The following is a 22,283-nucleotide window of genomic DNA, read 5'->3' as shown; positions in this document are numbered from 1 at the left end:
AGCTAATCATACGAAAACAGTTGAACATTGTTACAATCTCTACATTTACGCCCCCGTAGCTTTTCACCTTCTCCCCACACAGCCCCATCAGCACGGAAATATACCCACTGACTTACTGATTCTCCAACGGTACGACCCCAAACAAAATTTTGTGAACCGCAGATAGGACATGGCGTTTCTTGTGGGCTGAGGTTTTCGTGATTCCGTTGGTTGTTCATGAGCTTCCCCCGATAAATTCTGAGTGCAATCTTCAGCAGCTATTGGGCCAGAGTGCGATCGCTATCACTTGAGATTGAATTACCGATTTTTCCAACTGAGTGATAATTCTATTTCCTGCAATCATCACTGTAAAAGACTTTCTGTTGTCCGTTGGATAAAAATCTCGCACACCATCCGTTTCTAACACGCCATCTGTCAACAGCAAATACAAAACAGACAGACCACTAGAGTTCTAGAAAATATAGTTAATTGGTAGGTAAATTGTATGGTTTACGCAGTGATGGTTCTCCTCCACTCATAAGAGTAACTGAATCTTCAGCTTCTTCACCTACAGACCACCACCCGGCTACGATTGTTTTATTGTTTTATCAGTCTGCGCCAATAGTTGCAGCTTGGGCAAAGTCTCCTTAATTTCTAAAGCATCGGCAGCAAAACATGACCAAAACCTAACTTCAGCTTCAGTATCATCCAACCCTTGGATAATTACACTCACTGCTGGCTGATATAAATTTTCTGGTAATTCATGAGAGAGCTTATTGCCAATTCCTTCTAATGCTTGCGCTCTAATAAAAGGAGCCTCAGCAATGTTTGCTGCTACTTCGGTCAGCGTACTAATCACTTCCTGATTTCCTTGGTAATTCGACAGAAAAGAGATTGCATACACCACACTATTTCGCTGTATGGGATCAGAACTAGTAGATAGAATAGACAACAAAGATTTTAGGTGCTTCTCAGTAGCGATGAGACTAAGGGAAGTTGCTGCAAGATCCATAATTCACGACGTTGACCAGACAAAGTACGAATAAGGGCATCAGCGTCTCGCTCATCACCGACTCTTCCGACTAACCAACAAGCTGTCTGTGCTTTCTCAAAGTCAAGGGTATCAATCCAATTACCACTACGGGAAGCAAACCCTAGTCTTTCAAGTGTCTCGATCTCACCTACTGCTTCTGGAAATTGATTTTTGACTTCTTGAAGATTCATAAATTGGGGTAAAAATAGCGTCGCCCACACTAGGGGCTTATTGGCTGAAAGTATTACTATTCATCTTAAATTGAATTGTCAATGGCTGTAACCAATAAATTCAAGTATGCTGAATTTATCAGTAAAGAGTGCGGATTCCACAGGAGATAGCTTTGTTGAATATCAACTTTTCTTTTTGTATCTGGTTAAAACAAGGTTATACAGTCATTGGAGTTTTATTGCTTGCTATGTCTATTACAGCTTGCAATAACTCTGCTACATCACAACTAGCATCTGCCAATCGCCCAACATTGGCAAATTTTTCGGACACCTCTAATCCATCTTCTCCACCCACCTCTAGCACACAAAATCCTGACAATAACCAGTCCCAAGAACAACAAGCAGTCCAACTCATTCATGATTATTACGATGCGATCGCTCGTCAAGACTATAAACAAGCTTACTTGGCTTGGGATGGAGATGTTACTGCCAGTAAGCAATCATTTGAGGAATTTCAGCAGAGTTTTGCTCCCCATCGTATCCATTGTTGAAGAAGTCGGAAAACCGGGTTCTTTAGAAGGGGCAGCAGGCTCGCTATATATTGAAATTCCCGTTACTGTTACGAGTGTTACTAGCAATGGAACTCCACAGCGTTTTCGTGGTAGCTATAAGCTGCGAAGAGTCAATAACGTTCCTGGCTCAACTCCAAACCAACGTAGATGGCATATCTACTCGGACAATATTTCTCTTGAGCAGTAATTGGTTCTAGATTTCCCTTTTCTCTTTAACCGAACTGTATTGCAACGTGATTGAAGCAGTTAGCCTAGAAAAATAGGTAATTTAACCAAGATAAGGATATTGTGGCGGTTTGATTTTCAATAATTCTGTCCAGTATTTTATAGCATTATGTTTGGTGGTTTCTGTGTCACGCGATTTATGAACTTTGCATATTTCCATTATAAAATATGTAAGTTTAAGAGCAGTAAGTAAGTTCATCAACCCTACAGCTTGAAAATGTTGTAAAAATAAGTGAATAATAGTTTGTAATTTTTGTTGATGACGAAAATACATCCACCATTTCATTTGATGTATGGCAATGCTGTTTTGATAAACTAATGTAGTTTCTACTTGGGTTAATTTATCTTTAACTTGATGATAAAACTGTATTTCTTTGTCAAAATCACCTGCTTCTTGGGCTAAAACAGCATCATCAGATAATTGATAAGCCTGACTAATTAAATTACCTGCCGTTTCGGACTGCTGTTGAGTATAACCAAGTTTCATATATATAGTAGCTGCTGCTGATGCCAATTCTGCAAACTCCTCAGCATCATGTAACCAATATATTTGTGCTTGTAATTCCCCTAGTGTGGCTGCTAAAGTCTCATTCATATTCAATTTAACTTTTCCTATAAGGCAATCTGGTAGTGATGCGTTCAGGGTTTCCTCTAAGAAAATGAATTGGGCGATCGCTGAAACGATAATGCGTTTTTTACTCTTTGAGATTAGCGGATGCTCCCCTTGTAGTAAGCTAAAGCTAATATTCCAAGGGTGATGCAACGGGAGCTTGATGATAACGATGAAGACCATTCAGTGTAGGGTTTGTGAACTGTGTTGAGGATTGAAAGCCGATGTGCGCCTAATTCCCCAGTGACCATTGTATAGCGGTCATCTTGCTTCATTTTTATCCCCAAAATGTCATTTGGAGTAATTGTAAAGCAATCACTTCTAGCATCATCAGGCGATCGCCTGATCGCGGAAATAACTGTTGAAGTGCGCCGTTCTTAGAGGATGCATGGCGATCGCTCCCCCTTACAACCCTCAAACCCTGCTAAAATCCCTGTATCAAATATACCAACTACCATGTCTGGCAAAGGATTTGGTCAAGGTAAACCCACAAAAATAGTACAAAAAGCATCCTGCAATTATTGCTAGTAGGGACTCGGAGCAGGTTCTCCCACACTGTTAGTCCAGATGTCGTCTGGCAGCGATCGATCGCGGTGACATACCCGATCAAGGTCAGGATACGTGATTGTGTCTACTGCCGCTCGGTTGCCGACTACTAGGCATCGCGTTGCCTTGGCGCTGCGATTCTCAAGGAAGTGACCTACCGCCACTCCTGCTTGAAAAGTTGCAGCGTCGCCAGGACGTAATACAGTCTTTGTGTCTCCTTCAATGAGCGTGATCTCGCCTTCGAGGACATAGACCATTTCATCCTCAGCACTATGCCAATGCTTGATAGATGAACGAGAGCCAGGTTGCAGAACTTCGATGAACGCGCCAAACAGGGTAAGCCCTCCTGCTTCGCTGATCCAGAGGGTGCGATTTGGCTCGTGCGCGGTGTGAGAAGGGCTCTCCTCTACGACGAAACGATCAGGAGTGATAACAGTCATACTGACACCTTTAGGAATTCTGGGGCATATATCTATTCCATAAAGTTTGGCAGATAAAACCGTAGTTTATCAACTTTCCTCTCGGAATAAGACTAGACAATCATGAACTTAAAACTTATTAAAGCCGACAAGCGTAATCCTTACTATGACTTGTTAGAAATCATAGTAAGGATTAAAGGGAAGATCCGTAGAGCCATAATCGATATCCATTTTGTGGAATTCTGAGGTAATTTGGCTTCTGTGGTGGGTTTGGTGATTAAACATTTGCAGGTAATAAAAGGATCTAGGAATTTTTCTATTTCTATTTAATCTCTCACTCCATAATTCAAAAACTTCATCAAGCCAATCTTGGGAACATTCTTGTGATTCACTCAACAGTCTGGAATCAAATTCAACACGCGCTATTTTCAGTTCATCATATCCAGGATATAGAATAAATTTAGGGTCGAATGCAGGTAAAGACTTTGTATGAATTAAGGTATGAATAGTTTGATCTACATTTTGAATGTGGTTAAGAGTCTTGAATATAGAACCAAAAAACATTCCTCTCTCAACATAAATCTCTTGAGCAGTGAGTTGGTCACAGATTGCAATTAGATTGCTATTCTGCCATCTATTATATGAAGCCATTGTTTCGAGATATTTTGCTGTAATCATATCGTTTAGGCTACTTAGCTATGATTTATCGCTGATTTGAGAAATGTTGGGATTGAAAATTTATTTGCAGTAAACGCACTTCACAAAATATATACTATATATTTCGTTACAAAGTACCAAGAAGATAATACAATATTTTTAAAAATAAGATAGTGTTGGTTTGCAGCACCTGAAGCAGGGCGGTCACATCAGAATCAATAGGGGTGCTTTATTTTAATAAGCTCAAATACAATCGCATTAAGCTATAGTTATTGATAGCAGCTAAGGCGTTAGCCTAGCCTGTCGTAGGCATTGCTTTAAGGCTTGAAAAATAAATCAAACGAGAAATACTGACTTTTTCTTTGGTTTTTATGATTGGCCGTGAGCAAGAGTAATTTAGATGCGTTTGCTCTGGGGGATAAGCCAGTGACCGAGTTCGCAAACAAGATAGCTATTGTCACTGGTGCAGCTAAAGGTCTTGGTGAAGCCATTGCCGTCAACCTGTACGAAAACGGTGCGCGGGTCGTTCTGGCAGACATCAATGCCGAAGGAGCGCAGGAAGTAGCTAGGCGGTTGGATTCATCTGGCAAGCGGACACACGTTATTGAAACTGATGTGTCTGACCATTGGGCTGTGGAGGCAATGGTAGCCGAAACGGTGGAGCGATTTGGTGGGTTGAACCTAGCAGTCAATAATGCTGGCTTTACCGGGCCGCATGGGATTAGTACTGCCGATTATGAGATTGAATGGTGGCATCGTGTGATTGCGACTAATCTTAACGGCATTTTCTTTGGACTGAAATACGAAATTCCAGCAATGATCCAAAGTGGTGGCGGGGCAATTGTGAATATGTCATCTGCCGCGGGTGCGGTCGCAGTGGCGGGTATTGCTCCCTATGTCACTGCCAAGCACGGGATTATCGGTCTGACAAAGGCGGCAGCATTGGAATATGCAAACCAGGGCATCCGGGTGACTGCAATCGGCCCAGGTTATGTTGATACACCCCAGATGCAAGAGTTGCCAGAGTCAGCGCGAAAGCAGATGGCTGACTTGCACCCTTTAGGTCGCCTTGCACGAACTGAGGAAGTCGCAAACATGGTTAGCTTCCTATTGTCCGAGCAAGCCTCTTTTGTCACTGGCAGCTTCCACCTGATGGATGGTGGTTACACTGCTGTGTGACTACTAATCAATCGACTTGCGTGCGATCGCAATACATAATTTTTTCTTCTGCGATCTATTTCTCTAACTGCCTATTTTTAGCCAACCAAACACTTGAGAAATTGTAACTTTGACCAGACCTTGCTAGCCAAAGGATATAGTGGCTGCTGATAGAGCGCTGATGAAAGAAAATCTGGGAAATAGAGCAAGAATGCAGTAGTAACCGCGCATTATCAATTTTTGTATGTCGCTAGATTTTTACTCCTTTTTCCCTTTGCTAATAAGAGCTATTAATGCTAAATTTCCGTTACTGGCAATACTTCAGGGTGATTTATGAACAAAGGTGAACTAGTGGATGCTGTAGCAGCAAAGACCAACATCACAAAAAAGCAAGCCGATGAAGTCATCAGTGCTTTTTTGTCAGTTGTTACCGAGGCTGTAGCTAATGGTGAAAAGGTAACGCTCATTGGTTTTGGGTCATTCGAGCGACGCGATCGCTCAGAACGCGAAGGGCGTAATCCGAAAACCAATGAGCCAATGACAATTCCGGCGACCAAAGTCCCTGCATTCTCTGCTGGGAAACAGTTTAAAGAAAAAGTAGCGCCATAGATGAATTGCTTTACCACTGGCTATCCAATCCGATGCAAAGCCACAATCGATTAATTCAAGTATCGAATCGACTATGAAACTTTGACTGCTTCTTAGGGAGTAACGTTACTACAATTCTGGTATTACTCCCGTACCAACAAATCTGTTTCTGTTAAAATCGCGTCTTCCAGCACGTAAATTTTGAGGCAGTGCCATGTGTGCAAAGGGATTTGGACAACCCCAACCCACTAAAATCGATAAACTTATTGAATCTGCGGTGCGTTATTGCCACAAGCGACACCCAGAAGACCTAGACAGCATCTTTGATAATCTACCTGTCAACCTCAACCAACGAGTAGTAACGGGGATTTTGGCAGCATTGCAGAAAGATATTGACACTTTGAGTTGGTTTTGCGGCTATATGGCATCAGAAATCAACCGCAGTGAGGACAACCAAAAGCCTCATCATCCCATCGCCGAACTTAGCAAAACTCTGATTACATCGGGGATGGAACCGTTTACTGATTTTATGCCTTATCCTGGTTGCCGCCTCGTCATACTCAATTCGGAAAAATTTGAATCATTACCAGAGTCAGTTCAAACCATAGTGCAGCAAGCTTTTGATATTAGAGAAAGTAGTGGGACAGAGGCACAAAGGATAAATGATGCGTTGCTGCAAGAGTTGATGGTTCAGGAGTAAAAAATTGGAATGTGAAAGAGTACCTGCACGCCAACTCTTGAAGACGCTTTGCTCCCGCAATATCCACGTTCGCGGAGCGTGCCGTAGGCAAGTGGTACGGTATAAAGCATGAGTGAGCCACTCTACCCAAAAGGCTTCCCCCATCGTTCTCCATTATCTTTGATTAAATGGCGACACCGAATAGCCCGCCGCAGGCATCGCCAATTCCAAATTAAACTCAATTCCAACTCCTGCCGTGCGATCGCTGTGTTGATTTTGGGCATTTTAAAATAGCGTTTCCTAAATACAGCTATGTTTAGAGGATTTGGTCGTAGTAAGAAAAAACCAGTTCTTGAGGAAAATGAACTGACTACAGGTATTGTGCAGCATCCTATTACAAAACTTTGGCAGACTTGGATTTCATTTACCGGCCACGATATTCAGTGCATTACTGCACATAATCAGCGCGAGGATGCTAATAAAATAGCTAAACAGATGGCTTCGGCTTGGAGTGAAGGGAAATATAAAACTGGGGAAGAGGTGACAGCTTTTATCCAATCACTGCCTACTGATGCTGTCATAGATCCATTGCCCCAAAATATTGTGATGCAATTAAGTCAGCAGGCATTAAGCGCAAGGAAGTAAAAAAGTACGAATATCTTAAATTGAGTCATCCATCCAACCGCATTCACAATCCCAATGCACTCTTGAGGTGTAGTCTCGGTCAAAGGATGCACTGCACTGGGGACACTTACCAGTAAACATCGGATGCCAATCAAGTAACTCCAGTTTTTGCTGTTGTGTCCACCGCTGTTGTGGTTGCACAATTAACTCGCCATTATAATAAGTTGCGCCTTCTGGTTGCCATAACTCCTCCGGTTCAAGGTTAGGGTCTTCTCGAAAGTCCAAGCAGCTCTCGCCGTCTACCCCATCAAGATGGACAGCACAGACGAGGTAAGGGTTATGGGCATACAGGAGACAGCGATCACATATCAAAATTTTTGGCATAGTACCAGTGTACTTCCTGATCCAAGCGATGGTTCCAGGCGGGTAATTTTTTCGCTTGAGTTTGATTAAGGGCAAGGATATCAATGTAGATAGCAATCACTGACTTCTAATTGGGAACCATAAAATTAGAGTCATTTTTAATACTGATGTTTTCTAACTTTAGCTTTGTTGCAATTAGCATTCTATTTCTAGCTCAAACGGCGTTACCTGTTGTTGCTAATAATCTTAGTGCCACAGTTGTAAGCGTAGGTGACGGTGACACCATACGGGTGAAAACTGGTAACAAAACTGTGACTGTTCGCCTCGCTTGCATTGATTCACCAGAAATGAAACAGAATCCTTGGGGTCAACAATCATCAGCAAGACTTAAACAATTGCTCCCAGTAGGACAAGCAATCACCATACGCGCTGTAGAAACTGACAAATACAAGCGCTTGGTTGCAGAGGTGTTTGTTGGTAATCGCAGTGTCAACGTGAGTATGGTGCAAGAAGGACAGGCTGTGGTCTATCGCCAGTATCTCAAAGGCTGTCCAGAGTCACAAGATAGTTTGTTGCAAGGTGAAAACACCGCTAAACAACAGCGTTTAGCTTTTTGGAGTCAGGCTAATCCTCTGTAATGCCTTGGGACTTCCGCCACAGAACTACCCAAAAGACAACTTCACAGGCGATTCAACCGCAGCAACAGAATAACTGCGATCCCTCTTACCCAGATTTTTGCATTCCAAAGAATTCACCAGACTTAAATTGCCGAGATATTAGCCAACGAAGGTTTAAAGTGCTGCCACCCGATCCTCATGGGTTTGACCGAGATGGTGATGGGATTGGGTGCGAAAAATAACTACGACGAAACACAGCTTTCAGCTAGGCAGTAAAAATGTTTCATTAAAATCAAGATTGTTCAATTGACTCCGAACCTTTAAAGATTGTTGGAATGGGCATCACCATCAACATTATTAAGTTAGAAACCCAAAACAAGACAACAACGCCAAAACCCACTAATGTCAAATAGGAAAATGTTAATTGTGTGAATCCATCTAGCAGCTGCCACAACCGAAAGGCTGTGTATAAAAAGCCAATAGGTACAACAATACTTGGCACTAGGGAGCGACTAAAAATACGTTCAGATATGAGTTGTACGGTGACTATCAACAGGTAACTTCCCCAAAATACCCATGCAGATGGTTGTTTCCAAGCCAGAGCTAACAAGCACATCGGTAACAAAACTCCAGCAACCAAAGCTAATTTGACCCACCATTGCAGAAATTGCCATTGCTGCTGGTTATACCCAATTTCTGCCGTAAAGGGTAAACGTCGAGCTTTCACACCAAAACCATAGCCAAGAGATAGCAGGGTTATAATCAGAATAAAGAGCGTAAGAATCAATCCATTATTAACTGTCATCTGCTCGAAAATACCAATTTTCATACTCTTAGTTTAATCTGGCTTTAACAGCCTCGCTCCACCTTGGCTGCCAATAACAATATTTCGCCTTTTACTTTTAAATACTCAGTGTGCAATGTGTTGATTCAAGCTAGTCGAAGGTTGAAGTCGAACTCCTCTCTCTTTTGCTCTATTCTTCGTAGTTCATCGCTTCCACAATTGATGTTCTCTTTTATTGGCGAAAGCGGTGCTGATATAGGCAATTGAAGTGATGAGTGGTGTATGTATTGGGAGACTGTCTTACTTTCCAGACATACTGTAAGTAATAAATTTACAAGTTCGTAATCTTATTGAGCCTCTTAAAGGCTAACCAGTAGGTTGCTCAATTAGTCACAAATTTATTAGATATTGTACTAAGAAGCTCATCTATCATTGAGCTAGTACTCAAAAATAGTCACTCATTTTCGGAATTATTAATACTGCTTATACCTAGTTTTTAATCAAAAACTATTAATCAACAATTTTTGTAGCAGCAAATGTCAAAGGCTAAGAATTCCTTAACGCTGCGTCAGCCCAAAATTGTCCCAATTAATATTAGTAATATGCAAGAGAATACATTTATTTTGTAGTACAAAAAATCGAGATAACCTTTGATGAACAACTCATTAGCGAAAAATGATACGAACATTTTAGTAATTGGAGCAGGAGTCAGTGGTCTAACAACTGCTATATGCCTAAGAGAGGCGGGTTTTAATGTTGTGATTGTTGCAGATCGTTTTGCTCCAGATTTAACCTCTATTGTGGCAGGTGCATTATGGGAATGGCCTCCAGCAGTCTGTGGTCGTCATGGATCTCCGAGATCGCTGGAACGCTCTAAAGACTGGTGTATGACTACCTATAATAAATTCAAGAAAATACACACAGAGTTTGGTTCCGAAAAAACAGGAATTTATTTGAGGGATGGGTATTTCTATTTTAAGGATGTTTTGGAAAATCGACCTGCTGATCTAAACAAAATGAATGAGTTGAAGGATAAAGTTGATGGATTTGAAAGAGGTTTACATATTGTCAAAAAAACGATTGATTTGAATTTTCAAGGAGGTATCAAAGATGCTTATAAACACATGGCACCGATGACAAATACCGATGTTTACATGAATTGGCTACTTCAATATGTAAAGGATATTGGATGTGAGATTCTCCAGGAGAAAATCACTGTCAATGTAGTTCAAAACGAACAGGAACTACTTAGCCGTTTTAATGCAAGGGCAATTGTTAATTGTGCTGGGCTAGGTTCAATAGCAACTACAGGGGATAGTTCCATGTATCCCGTGAGGGGCGCACTTGTCAGGGTTAAAAATCTAGGGGAAGTTGTGAAGGATGCTCATTGCATTTCCCATGAAGAATCTTCTTTAAATGAGCAAGACATCATTTTTATAGTTCCTAGAGGGGATGATTTGGTGGTCTTAGGAGGATTAACACAGCAAGACCAATGGGGTACAGACTTATCTCTTGAGGTTCCAATTATTCGACAGATGTATGATGGTTGTTTAGAGTTTCTACCGGAATTAAAAGAACTCCCCCTAGATGATCAGGAGCCTGTTAGGACTGGTTTACGACCATTAACATCGGAAAATGTTTGTGTGGAAAGAGTTTTAAACACACACATATTTTATAATTATGGACATGGAGGGTCAGGTGTAACGTTGTCATGGGGATGTTCACAAGAAATTGTCCACTTAGTACAACAAATGCTCGGCGAATCGGCAAATCCAGTTGCTTTACATAGTAGTAAGATAGATAGCAATAAGCAGACTGTCTTTATGCTACATGATATGTTTCTGAGCAAAACTGATTTTAGACATATCTGCTCAGAGAATAGAAATCTAGTTTTACTCTGTAGTAGGCGAGGACTCAGTGAGGTTGTACCCTCCCAGTATCAATACTTGGATATTGTGCAGATTGTAGAACCTTATAATTTACAAAATCTGCTCCAAACCTATCAACAGATTAAGGCTGACTATAAACTATTAGATGATAACTGCCGGATTGTCACCAACGATGAGTATTCAGTACTGTTAGCTGCACAGTTGCGTGAAGCTCTAAATCTGCCAGGCGATCGCCCAAAGATGATCCAGCAGTTTACTGATAAGAGTTACCTCAAATCTGCCCTCAAAAATTCCCTGATTCGGATGCCTAAGTATCTGATTTTTGCTCAAGACCAATACCGTAAAGAGCCAGTTTCATACTTAAAGTTTGTTCTAGAAGAACTAGGTAATCACATTTTGATCAAACCAGTTATCAGAGTCGGAAGTGAAAAAAGCAGAATCATCTATACTGTTGATGATTTGAAAGCTTGGTGTGAAAGCAATGTAGATTCAAATTCCGAATTTGAGATGAATGAATTCATTATAGGTCAGTTATACAATACAAGTATTGTTATAAAAAACGGTCAGCCTTGTTATTTCGCTGCTTGCAAGCAGTATCGACCTAATGATGAGTTTATTTCTGGTCATCAAATCGGCAATATTATTGTTAGAGAAGAAGAACCAGAATTTCAGAAACTCTGGCAATTTTCAAGTGATGTGTTAGAAAGTTTAGAACACGATTACCCTAAAAATGGTGTACTAAATATTGATTTATTACTACCTTCTATAAGCGAAGAAGCAATCCTAATGGGAGTAGCTGCACGTCCCCCGGAAGCGCTTGTATCAAGAATGTTTTACATATATCAGGGGCTACGTCTAAACGAGTTACATCTCCAATTACAGATTGGTGATTCGCCTGATATCCTTCTCAAGGATAGAAATGAGTGGAAGTACAGTGCTTCCTCGATTCATCCAAAGCAGAATGGTGTTGTTACAGAAATTGAGAAGCCAGTTCTTGAAAGTGATGTGGAAATTTATTGGCAGATTTATTTGGGAGAAAGACTGGAAAAATCACAAAGTATGAGGGATATTGCCATTGCTATTGTTTTGAGCCATCATGACTTTTCAACCCTTCAAGAGGAATATCAGGTAGCCAATTCTAGCAATTTCTACAATACTAAGAAAGATTGCTAACAGTTGCAGGTAGATTCATTTGTTTTTTCCTTGCGTTACTGTTGGTTGTACCTACCTTAAACCTCTTGTCCTTTGTATAAATCTTTCTGTCGGTAGAGATTAGGGTAGCAATATCAACTTTCAAGCCCTTCCACAATTACTGCTGGTGAGAGCCATTCTTAAACCTTGCCTGGATTCTCAAAGCTAGTTAAGTAGTTTTAGATTTCGGTTTCTTATCTCTACGGCAATGAATCTTTGTGAGTTTCACTTGACCTTGAGGAAATTAACCGTAAGAGTCTTTGAACAGCTGTTGTGTTTCTCCAGTTGACCAAACAATTCGCAATTCGCAATTCGCAGTTAAATACGAGAAATCGTTTAATTGCTTAATTGTTAATTACTGGGTTTCAAGCCCCCACTGATTTTAATTGCGAATTGCGAATTCACAATTGCGAATTGGGTTGACGCAGGCTGAAATAATCGCATTGCTAATGGGCAAGCGATCGCTTTCACCTTTGCTTGGTGTAGCCTTATGGTTGACACCAGTATATTAGTAATATTATCATGTCAACTGGCGAGCGCAGTGAAAATAAAATTAAAGTAAAAATGAATATCACAGTAGATGTAACACCCATCGCTGCGTTTAGGTGGAATGAAGAAAATGCCCAAAAACTCAGGGAGCTTAGAGAGAAAGCTGGATATAGTAGACAAAAGCTATCTGATGCTGTGGGAGTTTCTGTGGCTTATATTCAGCAGCTAGAGACTCCTCACGTCTTTATTAACAAACCAAAAAAACCAACTCAGATGACTGTTAGTACAGAAATTCTAGAGAAACTTTGTGCTGCTTTAGATGGGGATATCACTTCACTTATTTGGAACATAGATTACAACAGCTAAGAGGAATATATACTACGCTCACCAGTAAAAAATACTTGACAATCACTGGTGAGCGTAGTAGTATAGTAATCATAAGAGAGGAGACGAGCGCGATGCCTCTTTTGAAAAACAAAGAAGCGCTCAAAATTCAACCCTTACAAATCGAGTTAACGATACGAAACCACAATAACCAGCCGCCACCGGGACTAGCAGCCGGAAGCTTTAAACTTGTATTGCTCAAGCCACCGGAGATGATTCCGATGACCAACCAAGTCTAAAAACTGGTTGTAAAAAACTTCAATCTTTGCAGAACAAAGGCGATTGTGAACTCTTCAATCGCCTTTTCAATTGTTACCACGCGGCTGTACAGAGGACACGGTAACATCCCAATATCTTCTCTACAGCTTAGTGCTGTCTGGTGTTTTGACATCATCTGATACGCTTTGCCTTTAAATTACTTTATGAGGCTGCGCCAATAAGAGAGTGAGCGTTGTGCAAGCACAACGTTGTTCATGTAAATCAAAAGGCGATCGTTCTGTCTGCAAAACTACGCGATCGCCTTTCTATCCATAAGGAATCTTAAAATTATGCCACAAACAATAACAACTGTAACCTCTTGCGTTAAACCAGTTGAAGAACTGAGATCAGTAGAGATTTCGTTTGAAGATTACGAATTCTATACAGGTCAAAAACTCGTAGCTAGGATTACCCACGACGATGACCTAACGCAACCTTGGATAGTAATGGTCAATGGTGAGGAGATCTATCGCGCGAACACTTTTAAAAGATGCCACAGCTATATGACATGGCATTACCAGCGCGGAACACTGCCCATACAAGAAGAAGAAACCCCAGTCGCTACAACGGGGAATGAAATCATGGTACAGATTGCTGATGAATGCGAAAAGTACGGGTTTGAAATCCTAAACGATGGTATCTACGACCACGATCAAAAGCTTGGCGAAGTAGGCTGTACTAAAAGCAGATGGTGGGTTATTCGGGCAACTTCAGTGCATCAACATAAAATTCCGTGTGATTCTGCATTTGATGCGGTATGGGTATTGTCGATGGTAGAACTGACGCAACTATCTTGTAAGGAACTGGTGATGTTGCTCTCTCACGACTCAAATGATCCCCTTGATTGCGTTGGGTTCACAGACTTCGAGTTTGCGTCGGGGGTTAGTTGGGAGTTAGCGGTGTAAGTGAAATGGTGGGTTTTCATACCCACCATGCAACCATAATCAATCCTTGTAAAATAAAACACAGTTCGCCTTTAAAACATGAGTAGCAAGCCTTACGATCAGTTTTCTAAGGAATTATTAGAGGAGTTGTTGTCTCCTTTAGGTAGAGTAGAAGTTAACAAACAAGTCACTGATGAAACCAGATTTGTTGACGTTTTGTTTACAAGCGCAGCAACTGCCCAAGCTCAAAATCTTGGATTGTTGGGCAGAATCGCTGTATTAAATACGGCACTCTTGGAACCATTCCGCAATCAACCCAGTAGGTCAGAGATACGCAACTGTTTTCTGAAACTGTTCACCGTGATTGCAGACTCACAACGTAAAGCCAAGCGAGAGAAAACCAGCTTACCAGAAGATAGTTTAGCTCGTTTGTGGATTATATCGCCCAGTGCTTCAGCCTCTCTGTTGGAGGATTTAGAGGTTAAACTAGATTTAGAAAAGTGGAGCAGGGGAGTTTACTTTTTCCAGAAGTGTTTTAGAGCAGCAATAGTAGCGGTTAACGAGTTACCAGTAACAGAAGAAACATTATGGCTGAGGATTTTGGGTAGAGGCGAAACGCAACGTACTGCCATTGATGAATTGCTGGCACTACCCGAAAGCAACCAATTAAGACAGAATACTCTCAAACTGATTACTAATTTGCGGGTCATTATAGTTCAACAGCAAGAAACTTTAACAGAAGATGAGCAGGAATTAATCATGAATTTGTCGCAAGCTTACCAGCAGTGGGAAGAAACTACTAAACAGCAAGGAGTGCAACAAGAACGCCGTCAAGTTGTAGAAAACTTGTTGAGATTCCGGTTTGGTTCTGTGGATGAAGAACTTTCAAAAATAGTCGATAGTTTGTTGCAGTTAACACCAGAAGAATTTACTCCCCTATGTCTTCAGTTATCTCGTGAAGATTTGCTGGCAAGATTTAATTCACATCAATAATCTGTACAGGGCAAAGAATTAGTAATAAAAAGCGCTTTTGTGAAATCAAGAGCGCTGTTTTATTGGCTCTACGCTTCATATATCACAATTAAACGGCTGCGCCAATGCAAAAGTGAAAATGCTTTTGGTACAAACAAATGAACCCTCACGAAAATTCCGAATTACTTGCTGCCTTAATGCGTCAAGAGGAACTACTCAAGCAGTTAGTCGCAGCAATTAATAAACCGAAACTGGGATTGCACTCTGATGCTGGCAGTTGCAAAATCTACTGCAATCGTCAGCACGGAGGACTATGGTACACACTAAATGGTGAACCAAGTGATGTCCCTCAAACTGCCTTAACTGGATATCTTAAAGAACTGCGATTTGAGAATACAGAACGCCGTAAAAAAGAAACCTGCAAGTTGCTAATAACTATGCAAGCAGACCGGACGTATATTTTAGAATCAGGCTACGATACCCATTTTTCAAAGTGCATACTTGCGGCGATCGCAACTTTGACCCCAGAACAATTGTATTCTCCCATCACACTACAGCCTACTCCGGGGACGACAGATGAAAACGTGTTGTTCTGTCGGGTATGGATAGGTAGTGAGTTAGTCATGGCATCTTACAACGAGCAAACAGAGTGGCGAGAGGTCAGTAAACAAGCTTTAGCTGTAACGAAAGCGGCGAATGAGATGGCGTTTTAACTCGTTGTAAACAGAGCTTGGGCAACTGTAATTAGAAGTTACTCAAACTTTGTCTACAGCTAATGAAGAAGGGCAATGGGAAAAGGGAAAGGGGTAAAGGTAAAAATCTTGCTTTTCTAAGGATGATTTAATTCATAAATCCCTTTCCCTTTCCCCTTTAACCTTTTCCCCTCTTTTTGCTGTCTACTTATTCACCAATCAAAAGAAATGACAATAACAATCGTTCACCCCAGTATCGAAAACTTACAACAGTTTTCTGACTCGTTCAATATTGAGAAATTATTGCAATCTGAGGGAGTTCTGCCGTGGCTTTTAGCAAGTCAATGACCCGCCGCTAAATCTTTGCAGATTCTAGCGAGGGCTTGGAAACAAGCCTACATTGACCAGCCCACCTAGAGGTAAACGATATTGTGGTCACGACACCCCAAGATGCGTGCCAGTTCTGGGCAACTGTCGCTCAAAATTAAACAGCTTGGACGGGAACCAAGCAGTGTTTTGAGCCGAACAAGCCATGATATCCGGGCGAGGCAAACTTAACTACCGAAAGGTAAGAGGCAACAGTAATGTACGTTTTCGTTTTGGATAAAAACAAGCAACCACTCAACCCATGCCATCCAGCACGGGCAAGGGAATTACTAAAACATAGGAGGGCAGCAGTTCATAAAAGATATCCTTTCACAATCATCATCACAGACCGAGAATTACAGCAGTCTGTCACACATCCTTATCGGGTAAAAATTGACCCAGGTAGCTGCATTACAGGAATGACTGTACTGCAAGAGAATACTGCTAGATGCGTGTTTGCTTGTGAGATAACCCATTGCGGATTTCAAATCAGGCAATCACTTCTATCAAGAAGGCAGTTAAGATGTTCACGACGATCGCGTAAAACACGTTACCGTCAACCCAGGTTTCTCAATAGAACTCGTCGTCAGGGTTGGCTACCACCATCATTGCAATCTCGAATTGAGAATGTTTTAACTTGGGTTAATAGATTACGTCGTATTTGTCCGATAACTGCTATTTCTCAGGAGTTGGTCAAATTTGACTTACAAAAATTAGACCAACCAGAAATCCAAGGCGTTGATTATCAACGTGGTGAGTTATTTGGGTTTGAAGTTAAGCAGTATCTTTTACTAAAGTGGCAACATCAATGTGCATACTGTGGAATTAAAGATATACCGTTACAGGTTGAACATATTGTTGCTAAATCCTGTGGTGGTACTAATCGCGTTAGCAATCTGACATTGGCTTGCCAAAAATGTAATCAAGCTAAAGGTAATCAACCAATTGATAAGTTTCTCAAGAAAAAACCAGAATTGCTAAACCGCATTTTAGCTCAAGCTAAAAAACCATTAGTTGATGCTACTGCGGTCAATGCAACTCGTTGGGAGTTGTACCGCTCTTTACAACAAACTGGACTGCCAGTAGAAGTTGGTAGCGGCGGACGAACCAAGTGGAATCGAGCCAATCGAGGAATTGATAAGTCTCACTGGGCTGATTCTCTATGTGTAGGAGCTAGTACACCAGAGAAACTAATCATCAAAAACATCAAGCCTTTGTTAATTAGTGCTAAAGGTCACGGCACTCGTCAACGCTGTCGTCCAGATAAGTTTGGTTTTCCTAAAGCTCATGCACCTTCATCTAAGTATTTCCAGGGCTTTACTACTGGTGATATTGTCAAAGCTCATATTCCCACTGGTAAATTTGCCGGAATTTATACAGGCAGAATTTCAATTAGGTTTCGCCCTAGTTTTGCTCTGCACACTTTGGAACAAAAGTTTGATGTTCATCCTAAATATCTGAAAACCATACACAAAGCTGACGGCTATGAATACAAATAATGATGTCCTAAAGGACAATTCTAATATTGGCAGAAATTCCTCTCCCGCTAAACTTGATAGCTGTATCGGGAGTCCCCTTTCCGCATTTAAGATGGAATTAAATTTGATCAAAGTTTACGACCCAACGCTGTTAAGCTCCTCAAAAGTTTACCAAATCAACGGTACACTTTCCCGATATTTAGGTGATGAAGGTACTATACAACATCCACAGTATTTATTTGCACCTCTGCCAAATCAAAGGAAAAAAGCCAGCTTTCGGCTAAACCGAAACAAACTCATGACTCGTTGTTATGAGGTCGAAGGCATGGTTTATCAAAAGCCTGCGGTACAGGATAATTCACAGCAACTTCAGCTATTTTAAGCCATGTCCATACATAAACCACCAGTCATTAAAAGACATATTAGGCTACAAAATAGCTCTACGAAAGTAATCTATAGGGCTACTAAAGACATTCAAATAGTCACAAAGAAAGCTTCGCTTAATTGAAATTGAAAAATAATGATTGAGGTGAATAATCATGGTACAAGCAATCGACAACCCTATCGCTACAAATTTCCTAACTGATGCAGTAGTCGAGCGCCACAATTTCTCACAATTAAATAAAACCCGTATTCGCTTCCGTATTCAGTTGAAAAAAAGTACAAAATCGGCTGCTCCTAAATGGGCAGATGTACTACAAGCTGAAGTTTCTGAAATTGAATCAGACCTTGTTAAAGTTACTAATTCCGAAGTTGGTTTGCGGGGTATCAAGGTATTTAAGAAATTGGATGAAGCTGCTGCCCAATTGAGGCAAGAGATTGCTTCAGTTCAAGAGTGGATGTCTGCGGATACTGGCGATTGGATTTGTCCGATTGATTTGGCTCCACTTGTTTGGAGCCAACTACTTAATATTAGGGATAATATTGCCCCTGGTTTACGTAATCAATTAAAAGCTGATTATGAATCAGGACTCGAAGATTATCAAGAGCGGATTGATCAGTTCCTCTCACTTAACACTTGGGAATTAGCACAGGATAAGCAAGAGTCAGTCAAAGCCAACTTGTTAAGAGCATTCCCGACTCTGATCGATCTCGAAGACTATTTGCAAGTCATTATTGGTCGCCCGGTGATTATCCCGGCATTGTCCGAACAACTGAACCAGCAGCAAGCCGAATGTCTAGACCAGATTACCAAGTTCATTCAGCAGTATGACCAAAATCTGGAGCAAAGGCTACGGGAATCTGCTCTAGCTGGCGGTGAACAACTCGCCGCACAGTTGCTTGAAGAGTTGGCTGATTGGGAACCAGGGAGGAAACCCATACAGTTTAAAAGGAAAATGGAGCGTCATCTGATGAAGGTTCAAGTGCTACTAGCAAACGCTTCACCGGAGGCTGGCAGTAGCTTGGAGGCGATGATGGCGCACTTGGACTCTATCGTTAACGATCCAGCGATTGAGTCTAAAAATCTTGGTTCTGATACGCGCAGTCAATTGCAGCAAAAAATGCAAGAGATCCGCACCAAGTTGTTAGATGAACAGCGCAATCTGCAATCACTTGCGGCTGACGACGTGGGCTTATCGAAAGCTACCGTGATGTCGTTTAAGTTCCGGTAAAAAACAGTCTTGGGCGAAGGTGCATCGCTCAAGACTAAGTACCTTAAACGAAAAATGCAGCATATACATCTCAAAAAGAGTACCGCACTTCTTTCTACTATAGGAACAAAATTCTTATGTCACACTTCTCAACCGTTAAAACCAAGCTTGTTAACCGTGAATGTCTGGTACAAGCTTTACAAGATTTGAAACTGAATCCGCAAGTTCACGAAACAGCACAGCCACTAAAAGGATACTACGGTAGCTCCCAAGGTCAAAGCGCAGAAATCATTGTGTCTGGTCGCACAATTCAAGCCCGTGCAGATATAGGTTTCAAATGGAATCAGTCAAGCGGCGTGTACGAGGTAATACACGATAGTTATGAAACAGTTCCTAAGTTGGGACAAGACTTTTTCAGTAATAAACTAATGCTGGCTTATGGTAAGCATTTGGTTCGTGTCAAAGCTGCCGAGTTACAAGAAAAATTTGGTGAATGTGCGATCGCTGAATCAACTAACGGAAGTGTGCAAACTCTACGGCTGACTTTTGCTGGACATCAAGAAGTTCAACAATTTGCACGGAGATAAATATGGAACGTTCAATACTGATTCATTTCGACAGCGCTACAGGTGAAGTTCGCGTGGAAGCGGAGGGGTTCAAAGATTTGAGTTGTTTATCGGCTACACAACCGTTTGAGGAGGCACTTGGGGTTGTGAGCGAGAGCGATCGCACGTTTAAGGATGAAGCCCAAACCCAACAACTTCGGACAACTTCAACCCACTCTATTCGCTTACGGCAGTAAATCAGGAAAAGGGGAACCGCGACCTAACAATTCGCAATTCGCAATTGAAAATGCGAATTGTGAATTAATTGATTAATTGCTTAAAAGTAGGTACAAGCCCCTACCATACCGTAGGTTGGTGGTCTTCAATTAGTGGTGGGTGCAAGCCCCCACTAATTGTCTTAATTGCGAATTGCGAATTCATAATTGCGAATTGTTTTGACGATTGGGTTCCCCCAAGAAATTTTATGTACCTACCTAAAGAGTATCCTTTCATCCACATTTACGCCCAGCAAAAACCACGCCAGCCCGTGATCATCAAAGGGAATACTGAAGGTTTGTGTGTGCTGCTGAATGCCATAGTTACCGCAATTGCCTACCAAGAGAACAACGGTACATCGGAAGTTTTTGACGGCGATGCCGAAGTTTATGAAGTAGTCGTGAGACTTGTTAATACTCACGATGAATTAGCTCCATTACCATATCAAATTGAAAAACAATGAACCTCTCAAATCTTCTCTCCACACTAGATTCACAAATTCCCATCGCTGCGGTTGATGTCCTGTCCCCTGATGAGGCAACTATCATTCAGTGGTTGACTACAGAGGCATCTAACAAGCTTTCAAGTCCTGTGTTCTTCTGGAATCTGGGAGTATCAACCTTGGAGCAATGTTTAATCGCAGCAGATGGAGGATTGGTGTTTAAGCCAGTTGCAGAGTATAAGAAACCACAACACGCTGATCCATTACTATTTGTATTCGACTACATTGCTAACTTTAGTGGAAATGGTGTATTTATCCTCGGAGATATTCACCCCTTTATTGCTAAGAATTCACCCCAATTATCATGGGAGATTTTAAGCAAGGTAAAAAACCTTTACCACAGGTTAAAACCCACAGATAAACGCATTGTCTTGTTGGGTCAGAATATACAATTACACGAATCACTAGTCAGATTGATTCCTTATTGTGAAGTTCCTTTACCTAGTATTGATCAAATACTACTTCATATCAATTCTTATTTGCATGACCTACAACAGTCAGCTATTGAACAGGAATTGACTTTTACTATTACGCTAGAAAATGCTGAATTTGAAACTCTTTCTCGTGCAGCACTGGGTTTAACTTTAGAAGAAATTAGTGATTTTCTTCGATTAACAGTTAAAGAAAACTTAACTAATGATGGTGTCGTCGTTGACGCTGATTTCATCCCCAAAGCCGTCGAGTACAAAACTCGGTTACTCTCTCAAATGGGTATCGAGTTGGGTAAGCCAGCTACCATTCCTTTTGGCGGTTTGGATCTACTGCGCGAGTGGCTGACTCGGCGGCGGCGACTATTCACACAAGAGGCGCGAAGTCTTAGCTTACCCCAGCCAAAAGGTGTGTTGCTGGCTGGCCCACCGGGTACTGGGAAATCTCACTGTGCCAAAAACATCGCTAGCATACTTAATCTACCACTTCTACAACTCGACATTGCGTCCCTTCTAGGTTCACTTGTTGGCGAATCCGAAGGTAATGTTAAACGCGCTTTGAAAACTGCCGAGGCGATCGCACCTTGCGTCTTGTTTATAGATGAAGTAGAAAAAGCACTTTCAGGTCAGGGCGATACGAGCGGTGTTTCCCAACGCATTCTCGGTACTTTGCTTACGTTCATGGCTGAATGTACAAGCGGCGTATTTATAGTTGCGACCTGCAATGACCCATCAGCACTACCAAGTGAATTCAAGAGGAAGGGAAGGTTTGACGAATCTTTCTTTGTTGATCTTCCCACTGAACCAGAGCGTGTACAGATTCTGGGGATTCATCTACAACGCTTTGGCATTCACCTGGAATCGGAGTACCTCGAAGCGATCGCAGCTTCGACCGCGAAATTCTCCGGTGCTGAATTGGAGACGCTAGCATCTGAAGCTGCACTGCTGGCATTCGATGAGGGTAGACCGCAGCAGGTAACGCCTGCTGATCTGGAAACCTGTCGTCAAACCATCACCCCGCTTGCGATTCAGGACGCTGCGGCAGTCGAGCGGATGCAAGGTTGGGCATCTACTGCACGACGAGCTAGTAGTCCTGTGGTTGCAGCGAAAACTCAGTCTTTGCGTGCTGCTAAGTTTCGGAATCTGAACTGAGAAATAATCTTGGGGAAAGGGAAAAGGGTAAAGGGGAAAGGAATAAAGAAAACCCTCTTTCCCCCTTCCCCTTTTCCCCTTACCCTTCTTGAGGGCGATTGCCTCCCAGGGCAAACGCATCTTATTTACTAATAAAAACTAAGGGAGATTCCAAAATGACA

33 protein-coding genes are annotated in these 22,283 nt (G+C 41.7%); 21 read left to right on the top strand and 12 right to left on the bottom strand.

Going from position 1 to position 22,283, the window contains the following annotated elements:
• Window positions 1–2: 2 nt before the first annotated feature.
• The 4 genes from HWQ44_RS22710 to HWQ44_RS22695 form a co-directional block, all read right to left on the bottom strand.
• Window positions 3–218, bottom strand: coding sequence for a hypothetical protein (locus HWQ44_RS22710; RefSeq protein WP_292723369.1), 216 nt, complete (start codon window positions 216–218; stop codon window positions 3–5).
• 32 nt (window positions 219–250) lie between these two features.
• Window positions 251–424 carry a hypothetical protein gene (locus HWQ44_RS22705; RefSeq protein ID WP_292723367.1) on the bottom strand — a complete coding sequence of 58 codons (174 nt, stop codon included), beginning with the start codon at window positions 422–424 and terminating at the stop codon, window positions 251–253.
• A gap of 141 nt (window positions 425–565) precedes the next feature.
• Entirely contained in the window at window positions 566–931 is a 366-nt protein-coding gene (locus HWQ44_RS22700) for a hypothetical protein (RefSeq protein ID WP_292723365.1), read from the bottom strand.
• Window positions 932–939: 8 nt separating this feature from the next.
• Window positions 940–1,203, bottom strand: coding sequence for a hypothetical protein (locus HWQ44_RS22695; protein WP_292723362.1), 264 nt, complete (start codon window positions 1,201–1,203; stop codon window positions 940–942).
• A gap of 128 nt (window positions 1,204–1,331) precedes the next feature.
• On the opposite strand from HWQ44_RS22695, the gene HWQ44_RS22690 reads away from it, so the two are divergent.
• Both HWQ44_RS22690 and HWQ44_RS22685 read left to right on the top strand, forming a co-directional pair.
• Window positions 1,332–1,733 (top strand): hypothetical protein, encoded by a 402-nt coding sequence (locus HWQ44_RS22690; RefSeq protein ID WP_292723359.1) that lies wholly within the window; start codon window positions 1,332–1,334, stop codon window positions 1,731–1,733.
• Window positions 1,708–1,941 (top strand): hypothetical protein, encoded by a 234-nt coding sequence (locus HWQ44_RS22685; RefSeq protein WP_292723356.1) that lies wholly within the window; start codon window positions 1,708–1,710, stop codon window positions 1,939–1,941. Before HWQ44_RS22690 ends, HWQ44_RS22685 begins: the two co-directional genes overlap by 26 nt.
• Window positions 1,942–2,022: 81 nt before the next feature.
• Here HWQ44_RS22685 and HWQ44_RS22680 read toward each other — a convergent pair whose 3' ends face one another.
• From HWQ44_RS22680 to HWQ44_RS22660, 5 genes are all read right to left on the bottom strand, one after another.
• Window positions 2,023–2,574 (bottom strand): hypothetical protein, encoded by a 552-nt coding sequence (locus HWQ44_RS22680; protein ID WP_292723354.1) that lies wholly within the window; start codon window positions 2,572–2,574, stop codon window positions 2,023–2,025.
• A 113-nt stretch (window positions 2,575–2,687) separates the two neighbouring features.
• Window positions 2,688–2,864: a hypothetical protein gene (locus HWQ44_RS22675; protein ID WP_292723351.1), complete on the bottom strand. Its 177-nt coding sequence runs from the start codon at window positions 2,862–2,864 to the stop codon at window positions 2,688–2,690.
• Window positions 2,865–2,866: 2 nt separating this feature from the next.
• Window positions 2,867–3,007, bottom strand: coding sequence for a hypothetical protein (locus HWQ44_RS22670; protein ID WP_292723349.1), 141 nt, complete (start codon window positions 3,005–3,007; stop codon window positions 2,867–2,869).
• Window positions 3,008–3,113: 106 nt separating this feature from the next.
• Window positions 3,114–3,575: a cupin domain-containing protein gene (locus HWQ44_RS22665; RefSeq protein ID WP_292723346.1), complete on the bottom strand. Its 462-nt coding sequence runs from the start codon at window positions 3,573–3,575 to the stop codon at window positions 3,114–3,116.
• A gap of 153 nt (window positions 3,576–3,728) precedes the next feature.
• Entirely contained in the window at window positions 3,729–4,232 is a 504-nt protein-coding gene (locus tag HWQ44_RS22660; protein WP_292723343.1) for a DinB family protein, read from the bottom strand.
• Window positions 4,233–4,637: 405 nt separating this feature from the next.
• Between HWQ44_RS22660 and HWQ44_RS22655 the strand changes: the two genes are divergently transcribed.
• The 3 genes from HWQ44_RS22655 to HWQ44_RS22645 all read left to right on the top strand — a co-directional run bounded on the left by HWQ44_RS22655 (window position 4,638) and on the right by HWQ44_RS22645 (window position 6,657).
• Entirely contained in the window at window positions 4,638–5,390 is a 753-nt protein-coding gene (locus HWQ44_RS22655) for an SDR family NAD(P)-dependent oxidoreductase (RefSeq protein ID WP_292723341.1), read from the top strand.
• A gap of 312 nt (window positions 5,391–5,702) precedes the next feature.
• Window positions 5,703–5,978, top strand: a complete 276-nt coding sequence (locus HWQ44_RS22650) for an HU family DNA-binding protein (RefSeq protein ID WP_292723339.1) — start codon at window positions 5,703–5,705, stop codon at window positions 5,976–5,978.
• Between the two features lie 193 nt (window positions 5,979–6,171).
• Entirely contained in the window at window positions 6,172–6,657 is a 486-nt protein-coding gene (locus HWQ44_RS22645; protein WP_190901567.1) for a hypothetical protein, read from the top strand.
• Window positions 6,658–6,779: 122 nt separating this feature from the next.
• Here the strand turns inward: HWQ44_RS22645 and HWQ44_RS22640 are convergent, their stop codons facing one another.
• Window positions 6,780–6,920: a hypothetical protein gene (locus HWQ44_RS22640; RefSeq protein WP_163939483.1), complete on the bottom strand. Its 141-nt coding sequence runs from the start codon at window positions 6,918–6,920 to the stop codon at window positions 6,780–6,782.
• 28 nt (window positions 6,921–6,948) lie between these two features.
• On the opposite strand from HWQ44_RS22640, the gene HWQ44_RS22635 reads away from it, so the two are divergent.
• Window positions 6,949–7,281, top strand: a complete 333-nt coding sequence (locus tag HWQ44_RS22635) for a hypothetical protein (protein ID WP_292723333.1) — start codon at window positions 6,949–6,951, stop codon at window positions 7,279–7,281.
• A gap of 15 nt (window positions 7,282–7,296) precedes the next feature.
• Here the strand turns inward: HWQ44_RS22635 and HWQ44_RS22630 are convergent, their stop codons facing one another.
• Window positions 7,297–7,644: a hypothetical protein gene (locus HWQ44_RS22630; protein WP_292723332.1), complete on the bottom strand. Its 348-nt coding sequence runs from the start codon at window positions 7,642–7,644 to the stop codon at window positions 7,297–7,299.
• Window positions 7,645–7,790: 146 nt separating this feature from the next.
• Between HWQ44_RS22630 and HWQ44_RS22625 the strand changes: the two genes are divergently transcribed.
• Window positions 7,791–8,261, top strand: a complete 471-nt coding sequence (locus HWQ44_RS22625) for a thermonuclease family protein (protein WP_292723331.1) — start codon at window positions 7,791–7,793, stop codon at window positions 8,259–8,261.
• Window positions 8,261–8,482 carry a hypothetical protein gene (locus tag HWQ44_RS22620; RefSeq protein ID WP_292723330.1) on the top strand — a complete coding sequence of 74 codons (222 nt, stop codon included), beginning with the start codon at window positions 8,261–8,263 and terminating at the stop codon, window positions 8,480–8,482. Before HWQ44_RS22625 ends, HWQ44_RS22620 begins: the two co-directional genes overlap by 1 nt.
• Before the next feature lie 50 nt (window positions 8,483–8,532).
• Here HWQ44_RS22620 and HWQ44_RS22615 read toward each other — a convergent pair whose 3' ends face one another.
• Window positions 8,533–9,069: a hypothetical protein gene (locus HWQ44_RS22615; protein ID WP_292723328.1), complete on the bottom strand. Its 537-nt coding sequence runs from the start codon at window positions 9,067–9,069 to the stop codon at window positions 8,533–8,535.
• Between the two features lie 608 nt (window positions 9,070–9,677).
• On the opposite strand from HWQ44_RS22615, the gene HWQ44_RS22610 reads away from it, so the two are divergent.
• The 13 genes from HWQ44_RS22610 (at window position 9,678) to HWQ44_RS22550 (ending at window position 22,122) form a co-directional block, all read left to right on the top strand.
• On the top strand, window positions 9,678–12,086 hold the full coding sequence (locus tag HWQ44_RS22610; protein ID WP_292723325.1) for an FAD-dependent oxidoreductase: 2,409 nt from the start codon (window positions 9,678–9,680) through the stop codon (window positions 12,084–12,086).
• 540 nt (window positions 12,087–12,626) lie between these two features.
• Window positions 12,627–12,959 carry a helix-turn-helix transcriptional regulator gene (locus HWQ44_RS22605; RefSeq protein ID WP_094345915.1) on the top strand — a complete coding sequence of 111 codons (333 nt, stop codon included), beginning with the start codon at window positions 12,627–12,629 and terminating at the stop codon, window positions 12,957–12,959.
• Between the two features lie 92 nt (window positions 12,960–13,051).
• A complete protein-coding gene (locus tag HWQ44_RS22600) occupies window positions 13,052–13,216 on the top strand; it encodes a hypothetical protein (protein WP_229555883.1) in 165 nt (54 codons plus the stop codon).
• A gap of 522 nt (window positions 13,217–13,738) precedes the next feature.
• On the top strand, window positions 13,739–14,140 hold the full coding sequence (locus HWQ44_RS22595) for a hypothetical protein (protein WP_292723317.1): 402 nt from the start codon (window positions 13,739–13,741) through the stop codon (window positions 14,138–14,140).
• Window positions 14,141–14,218: 78 nt separating this feature from the next.
• Window positions 14,219–15,112: a hypothetical protein gene (locus HWQ44_RS22590; protein ID WP_292723315.1), complete on the top strand. Its 894-nt coding sequence runs from the start codon at window positions 14,219–14,221 to the stop codon at window positions 15,110–15,112.
• Between the two features lie 137 nt (window positions 15,113–15,249).
• Complete coding sequence (locus tag HWQ44_RS22585; protein WP_292723312.1) at window positions 15,250–15,804, top strand: hypothetical protein; 555 nt, start codon at window positions 15,250–15,252, stop codon at window positions 15,802–15,804.
• 563 nt (window positions 15,805–16,367) lie between these two features.
• The gene (iscB, locus tag HWQ44_RS22580; protein WP_292723310.1) at window positions 16,368–17,648 is read left to right on the top strand and encodes an RNA-guided endonuclease IscB; all 1,281 of its coding nucleotides are present in this window, start codon (window positions 16,368–16,370) and stop codon (window positions 17,646–17,648) included.
• Complete coding sequence (locus HWQ44_RS22575; protein WP_366931398.1) at window positions 17,635–18,009, top strand: hypothetical protein; 375 nt, start codon at window positions 17,635–17,637, stop codon at window positions 18,007–18,009. The genes iscB and HWQ44_RS22575 overlap by 14 nt, the downstream gene beginning before the upstream one ends.
• Before the next feature lie 157 nt (window positions 18,010–18,166).
• On the top strand, window positions 18,167–19,240 hold the full coding sequence (locus HWQ44_RS22570) for a hypothetical protein (protein WP_292723307.1): 1,074 nt from the start codon (window positions 18,167–18,169) through the stop codon (window positions 19,238–19,240).
• 116 nt (window positions 19,241–19,356) lie between these two features.
• The gene (locus tag HWQ44_RS22565; protein WP_292723304.1) at window positions 19,357–19,806 is read left to right on the top strand and encodes a DUF1257 domain-containing protein; all 450 of its coding nucleotides are present in this window, start codon (window positions 19,357–19,359) and stop codon (window positions 19,804–19,806) included.
• Between the two features lie 2 nt (window positions 19,807–19,808).
• Window positions 19,809–20,021 (top strand): DUF2997 domain-containing protein, encoded by a 213-nt coding sequence (locus tag HWQ44_RS22560; protein WP_292723302.1) that lies wholly within the window; start codon window positions 19,809–19,811, stop codon window positions 20,019–20,021.
• 227 nt (window positions 20,022–20,248) lie between these two features.
• Window positions 20,249–20,503: a hypothetical protein gene (locus HWQ44_RS22555; protein ID WP_292723299.1), complete on the top strand. Its 255-nt coding sequence runs from the start codon at window positions 20,249–20,251 to the stop codon at window positions 20,501–20,503.
• Complete coding sequence (locus HWQ44_RS22550; protein WP_292723296.1) at window positions 20,500–22,122, top strand: AAA family ATPase; 1,623 nt, start codon at window positions 20,500–20,502, stop codon at window positions 22,120–22,122. Before HWQ44_RS22555 ends, HWQ44_RS22550 begins: the two co-directional genes overlap by 4 nt.
• Window positions 22,123–22,283 lie beyond the last annotated feature (161 nt).

Source organism: Nostoc sp. JL34, assembly GCF_017114945.1.
In the GTDB taxonomy this organism is placed as follows: domain Bacteria; phylum Cyanobacteriota; class Cyanobacteriia; order Cyanobacteriales; family Nostocaceae; genus Nostoc.
The sequence above is the reverse complement of the archived record's forward strand: the minus strand, read 5'-3'. Positions and strand labels throughout refer to the sequence as shown.

Excerpts from the sequence above, each read along its gene's own strand:
- HWQ44_RS22630 (WP_292723332.1), bottom strand. The coding sequence starts at position 7,644 with ATGCCAAAAATTTTGATATGTGATCGCTGTCTCCTGTATGCCCATAAC.
- HWQ44_RS22555 (WP_292723299.1), top strand. The coding sequence starts at position 20,249 with ATGTACCTACCTAAAGAGTATCCTTTCATCCACATTTACGCCCAGCAA.
- HWQ44_RS22635 (WP_292723333.1), top strand. The coding sequence starts at position 6,949 with ATGTTTAGAGGATTTGGTCGTAGTAAGAAAAAACCAGTTCTTGAGGAA.
- HWQ44_RS22560 (WP_292723302.1), top strand. The coding sequence starts at position 19,809 with ATGGAACGTTCAATACTGATTCATTTCGACAGCGCTACAGGTGAAGTT.
- HWQ44_RS22595 (WP_292723317.1), top strand. The coding sequence starts at position 13,739 with ATGACATGGCATTACCAGCGCGGAACACTGCCCATACAAGAAGAAGAA.
- HWQ44_RS22645 (WP_190901567.1), top strand. The coding sequence starts at position 6,172 with ATGTGTGCAAAGGGATTTGGACAACCCCAACCCACTAAAATCGATAAA.
- HWQ44_RS22590 (WP_292723315.1), top strand. The coding sequence starts at position 14,219 with ATGAGTAGCAAGCCTTACGATCAGTTTTCTAAGGAATTATTAGAGGAG.
- HWQ44_RS22680 (WP_292723354.1), bottom strand. The coding sequence starts at position 2,574 with ATGAATGAGACTTTAGCAGCCACACTAGGGGAATTACAAGCACAAATA.
- HWQ44_RS22600 (WP_229555883.1), top strand. The coding sequence starts at position 13,052 with ATGCCTCTTTTGAAAAACAAAGAAGCGCTCAAAATTCAACCCTTACAA.
- HWQ44_RS22675 (WP_292723351.1), bottom strand. The coding sequence starts at position 2,864 with ATGAAGCAAGATGACCGCTATACAATGGTCACTGGGGAATTAGGCGCA.
- HWQ44_RS22610 (WP_292723325.1), top strand. The coding sequence starts at position 9,678 with ATGAACAACTCATTAGCGAAAAATGATACGAACATTTTAGTAATTGGA.
- iscB (WP_292723310.1), top strand. The coding sequence starts at position 16,368 with ATGTACGTTTTCGTTTTGGATAAAAACAAGCAACCACTCAACCCATGC.
- HWQ44_RS22640 (WP_163939483.1), bottom strand. The coding sequence starts at position 6,920 with ATGCCCAAAATCAACACAGCGATCGCACGGCAGGAGTTGGAATTGAGT.
- HWQ44_RS22620 (WP_292723330.1), top strand. The coding sequence starts at position 8,261 with ATGCCTTGGGACTTCCGCCACAGAACTACCCAAAAGACAACTTCACAG.
- HWQ44_RS22695 (WP_292723362.1), bottom strand. The coding sequence starts at position 1,203 with ATGAATCTTCAAGAAGTCAAAAATCAATTTCCAGAAGCAGTAGGTGAG.
- HWQ44_RS22575 (WP_366931398.1), top strand. The coding sequence starts at position 17,635 with ATGAATACAAATAATGATGTCCTAAAGGACAATTCTAATATTGGCAGA.
- HWQ44_RS22565 (WP_292723304.1), top strand. The coding sequence starts at position 19,357 with ATGTCACACTTCTCAACCGTTAAAACCAAGCTTGTTAACCGTGAATGT.
- HWQ44_RS22550 (WP_292723296.1), top strand. The coding sequence starts at position 20,500 with ATGAACCTCTCAAATCTTCTCTCCACACTAGATTCACAAATTCCCATC.
- HWQ44_RS22625 (WP_292723331.1), top strand. The coding sequence starts at position 7,791 with ATGTTTTCTAACTTTAGCTTTGTTGCAATTAGCATTCTATTTCTAGCT.
- HWQ44_RS22710 (WP_292723369.1), bottom strand. The coding sequence starts at position 218 with ATGAACAACCAACGGAATCACGAAAACCTCAGCCCACAAGAAACGCCA.
- HWQ44_RS22650 (WP_292723339.1), top strand. The coding sequence starts at position 5,703 with ATGAACAAAGGTGAACTAGTGGATGCTGTAGCAGCAAAGACCAACATC.
- HWQ44_RS22665 (WP_292723346.1), bottom strand. The coding sequence starts at position 3,575 with ATGACTGTTATCACTCCTGATCGTTTCGTCGTAGAGGAGAGCCCTTCT.
- HWQ44_RS22605 (WP_094345915.1), top strand. The coding sequence starts at position 12,627 with ATGTCAACTGGCGAGCGCAGTGAAAATAAAATTAAAGTAAAAATGAAT.
- HWQ44_RS22660 (WP_292723343.1), bottom strand. The coding sequence starts at position 4,232 with ATGATTACAGCAAAATATCTCGAAACAATGGCTTCATATAATAGATGG.
- HWQ44_RS22615 (WP_292723328.1), bottom strand. The coding sequence starts at position 9,069 with ATGAAAATTGGTATTTTCGAGCAGATGACAGTTAATAATGGATTGATT.
- HWQ44_RS22570 (WP_292723307.1), top strand. The coding sequence starts at position 18,167 with ATGGTACAAGCAATCGACAACCCTATCGCTACAAATTTCCTAACTGAT.
- HWQ44_RS22585 (WP_292723312.1), top strand. The coding sequence starts at position 15,250 with ATGAACCCTCACGAAAATTCCGAATTACTTGCTGCCTTAATGCGTCAA.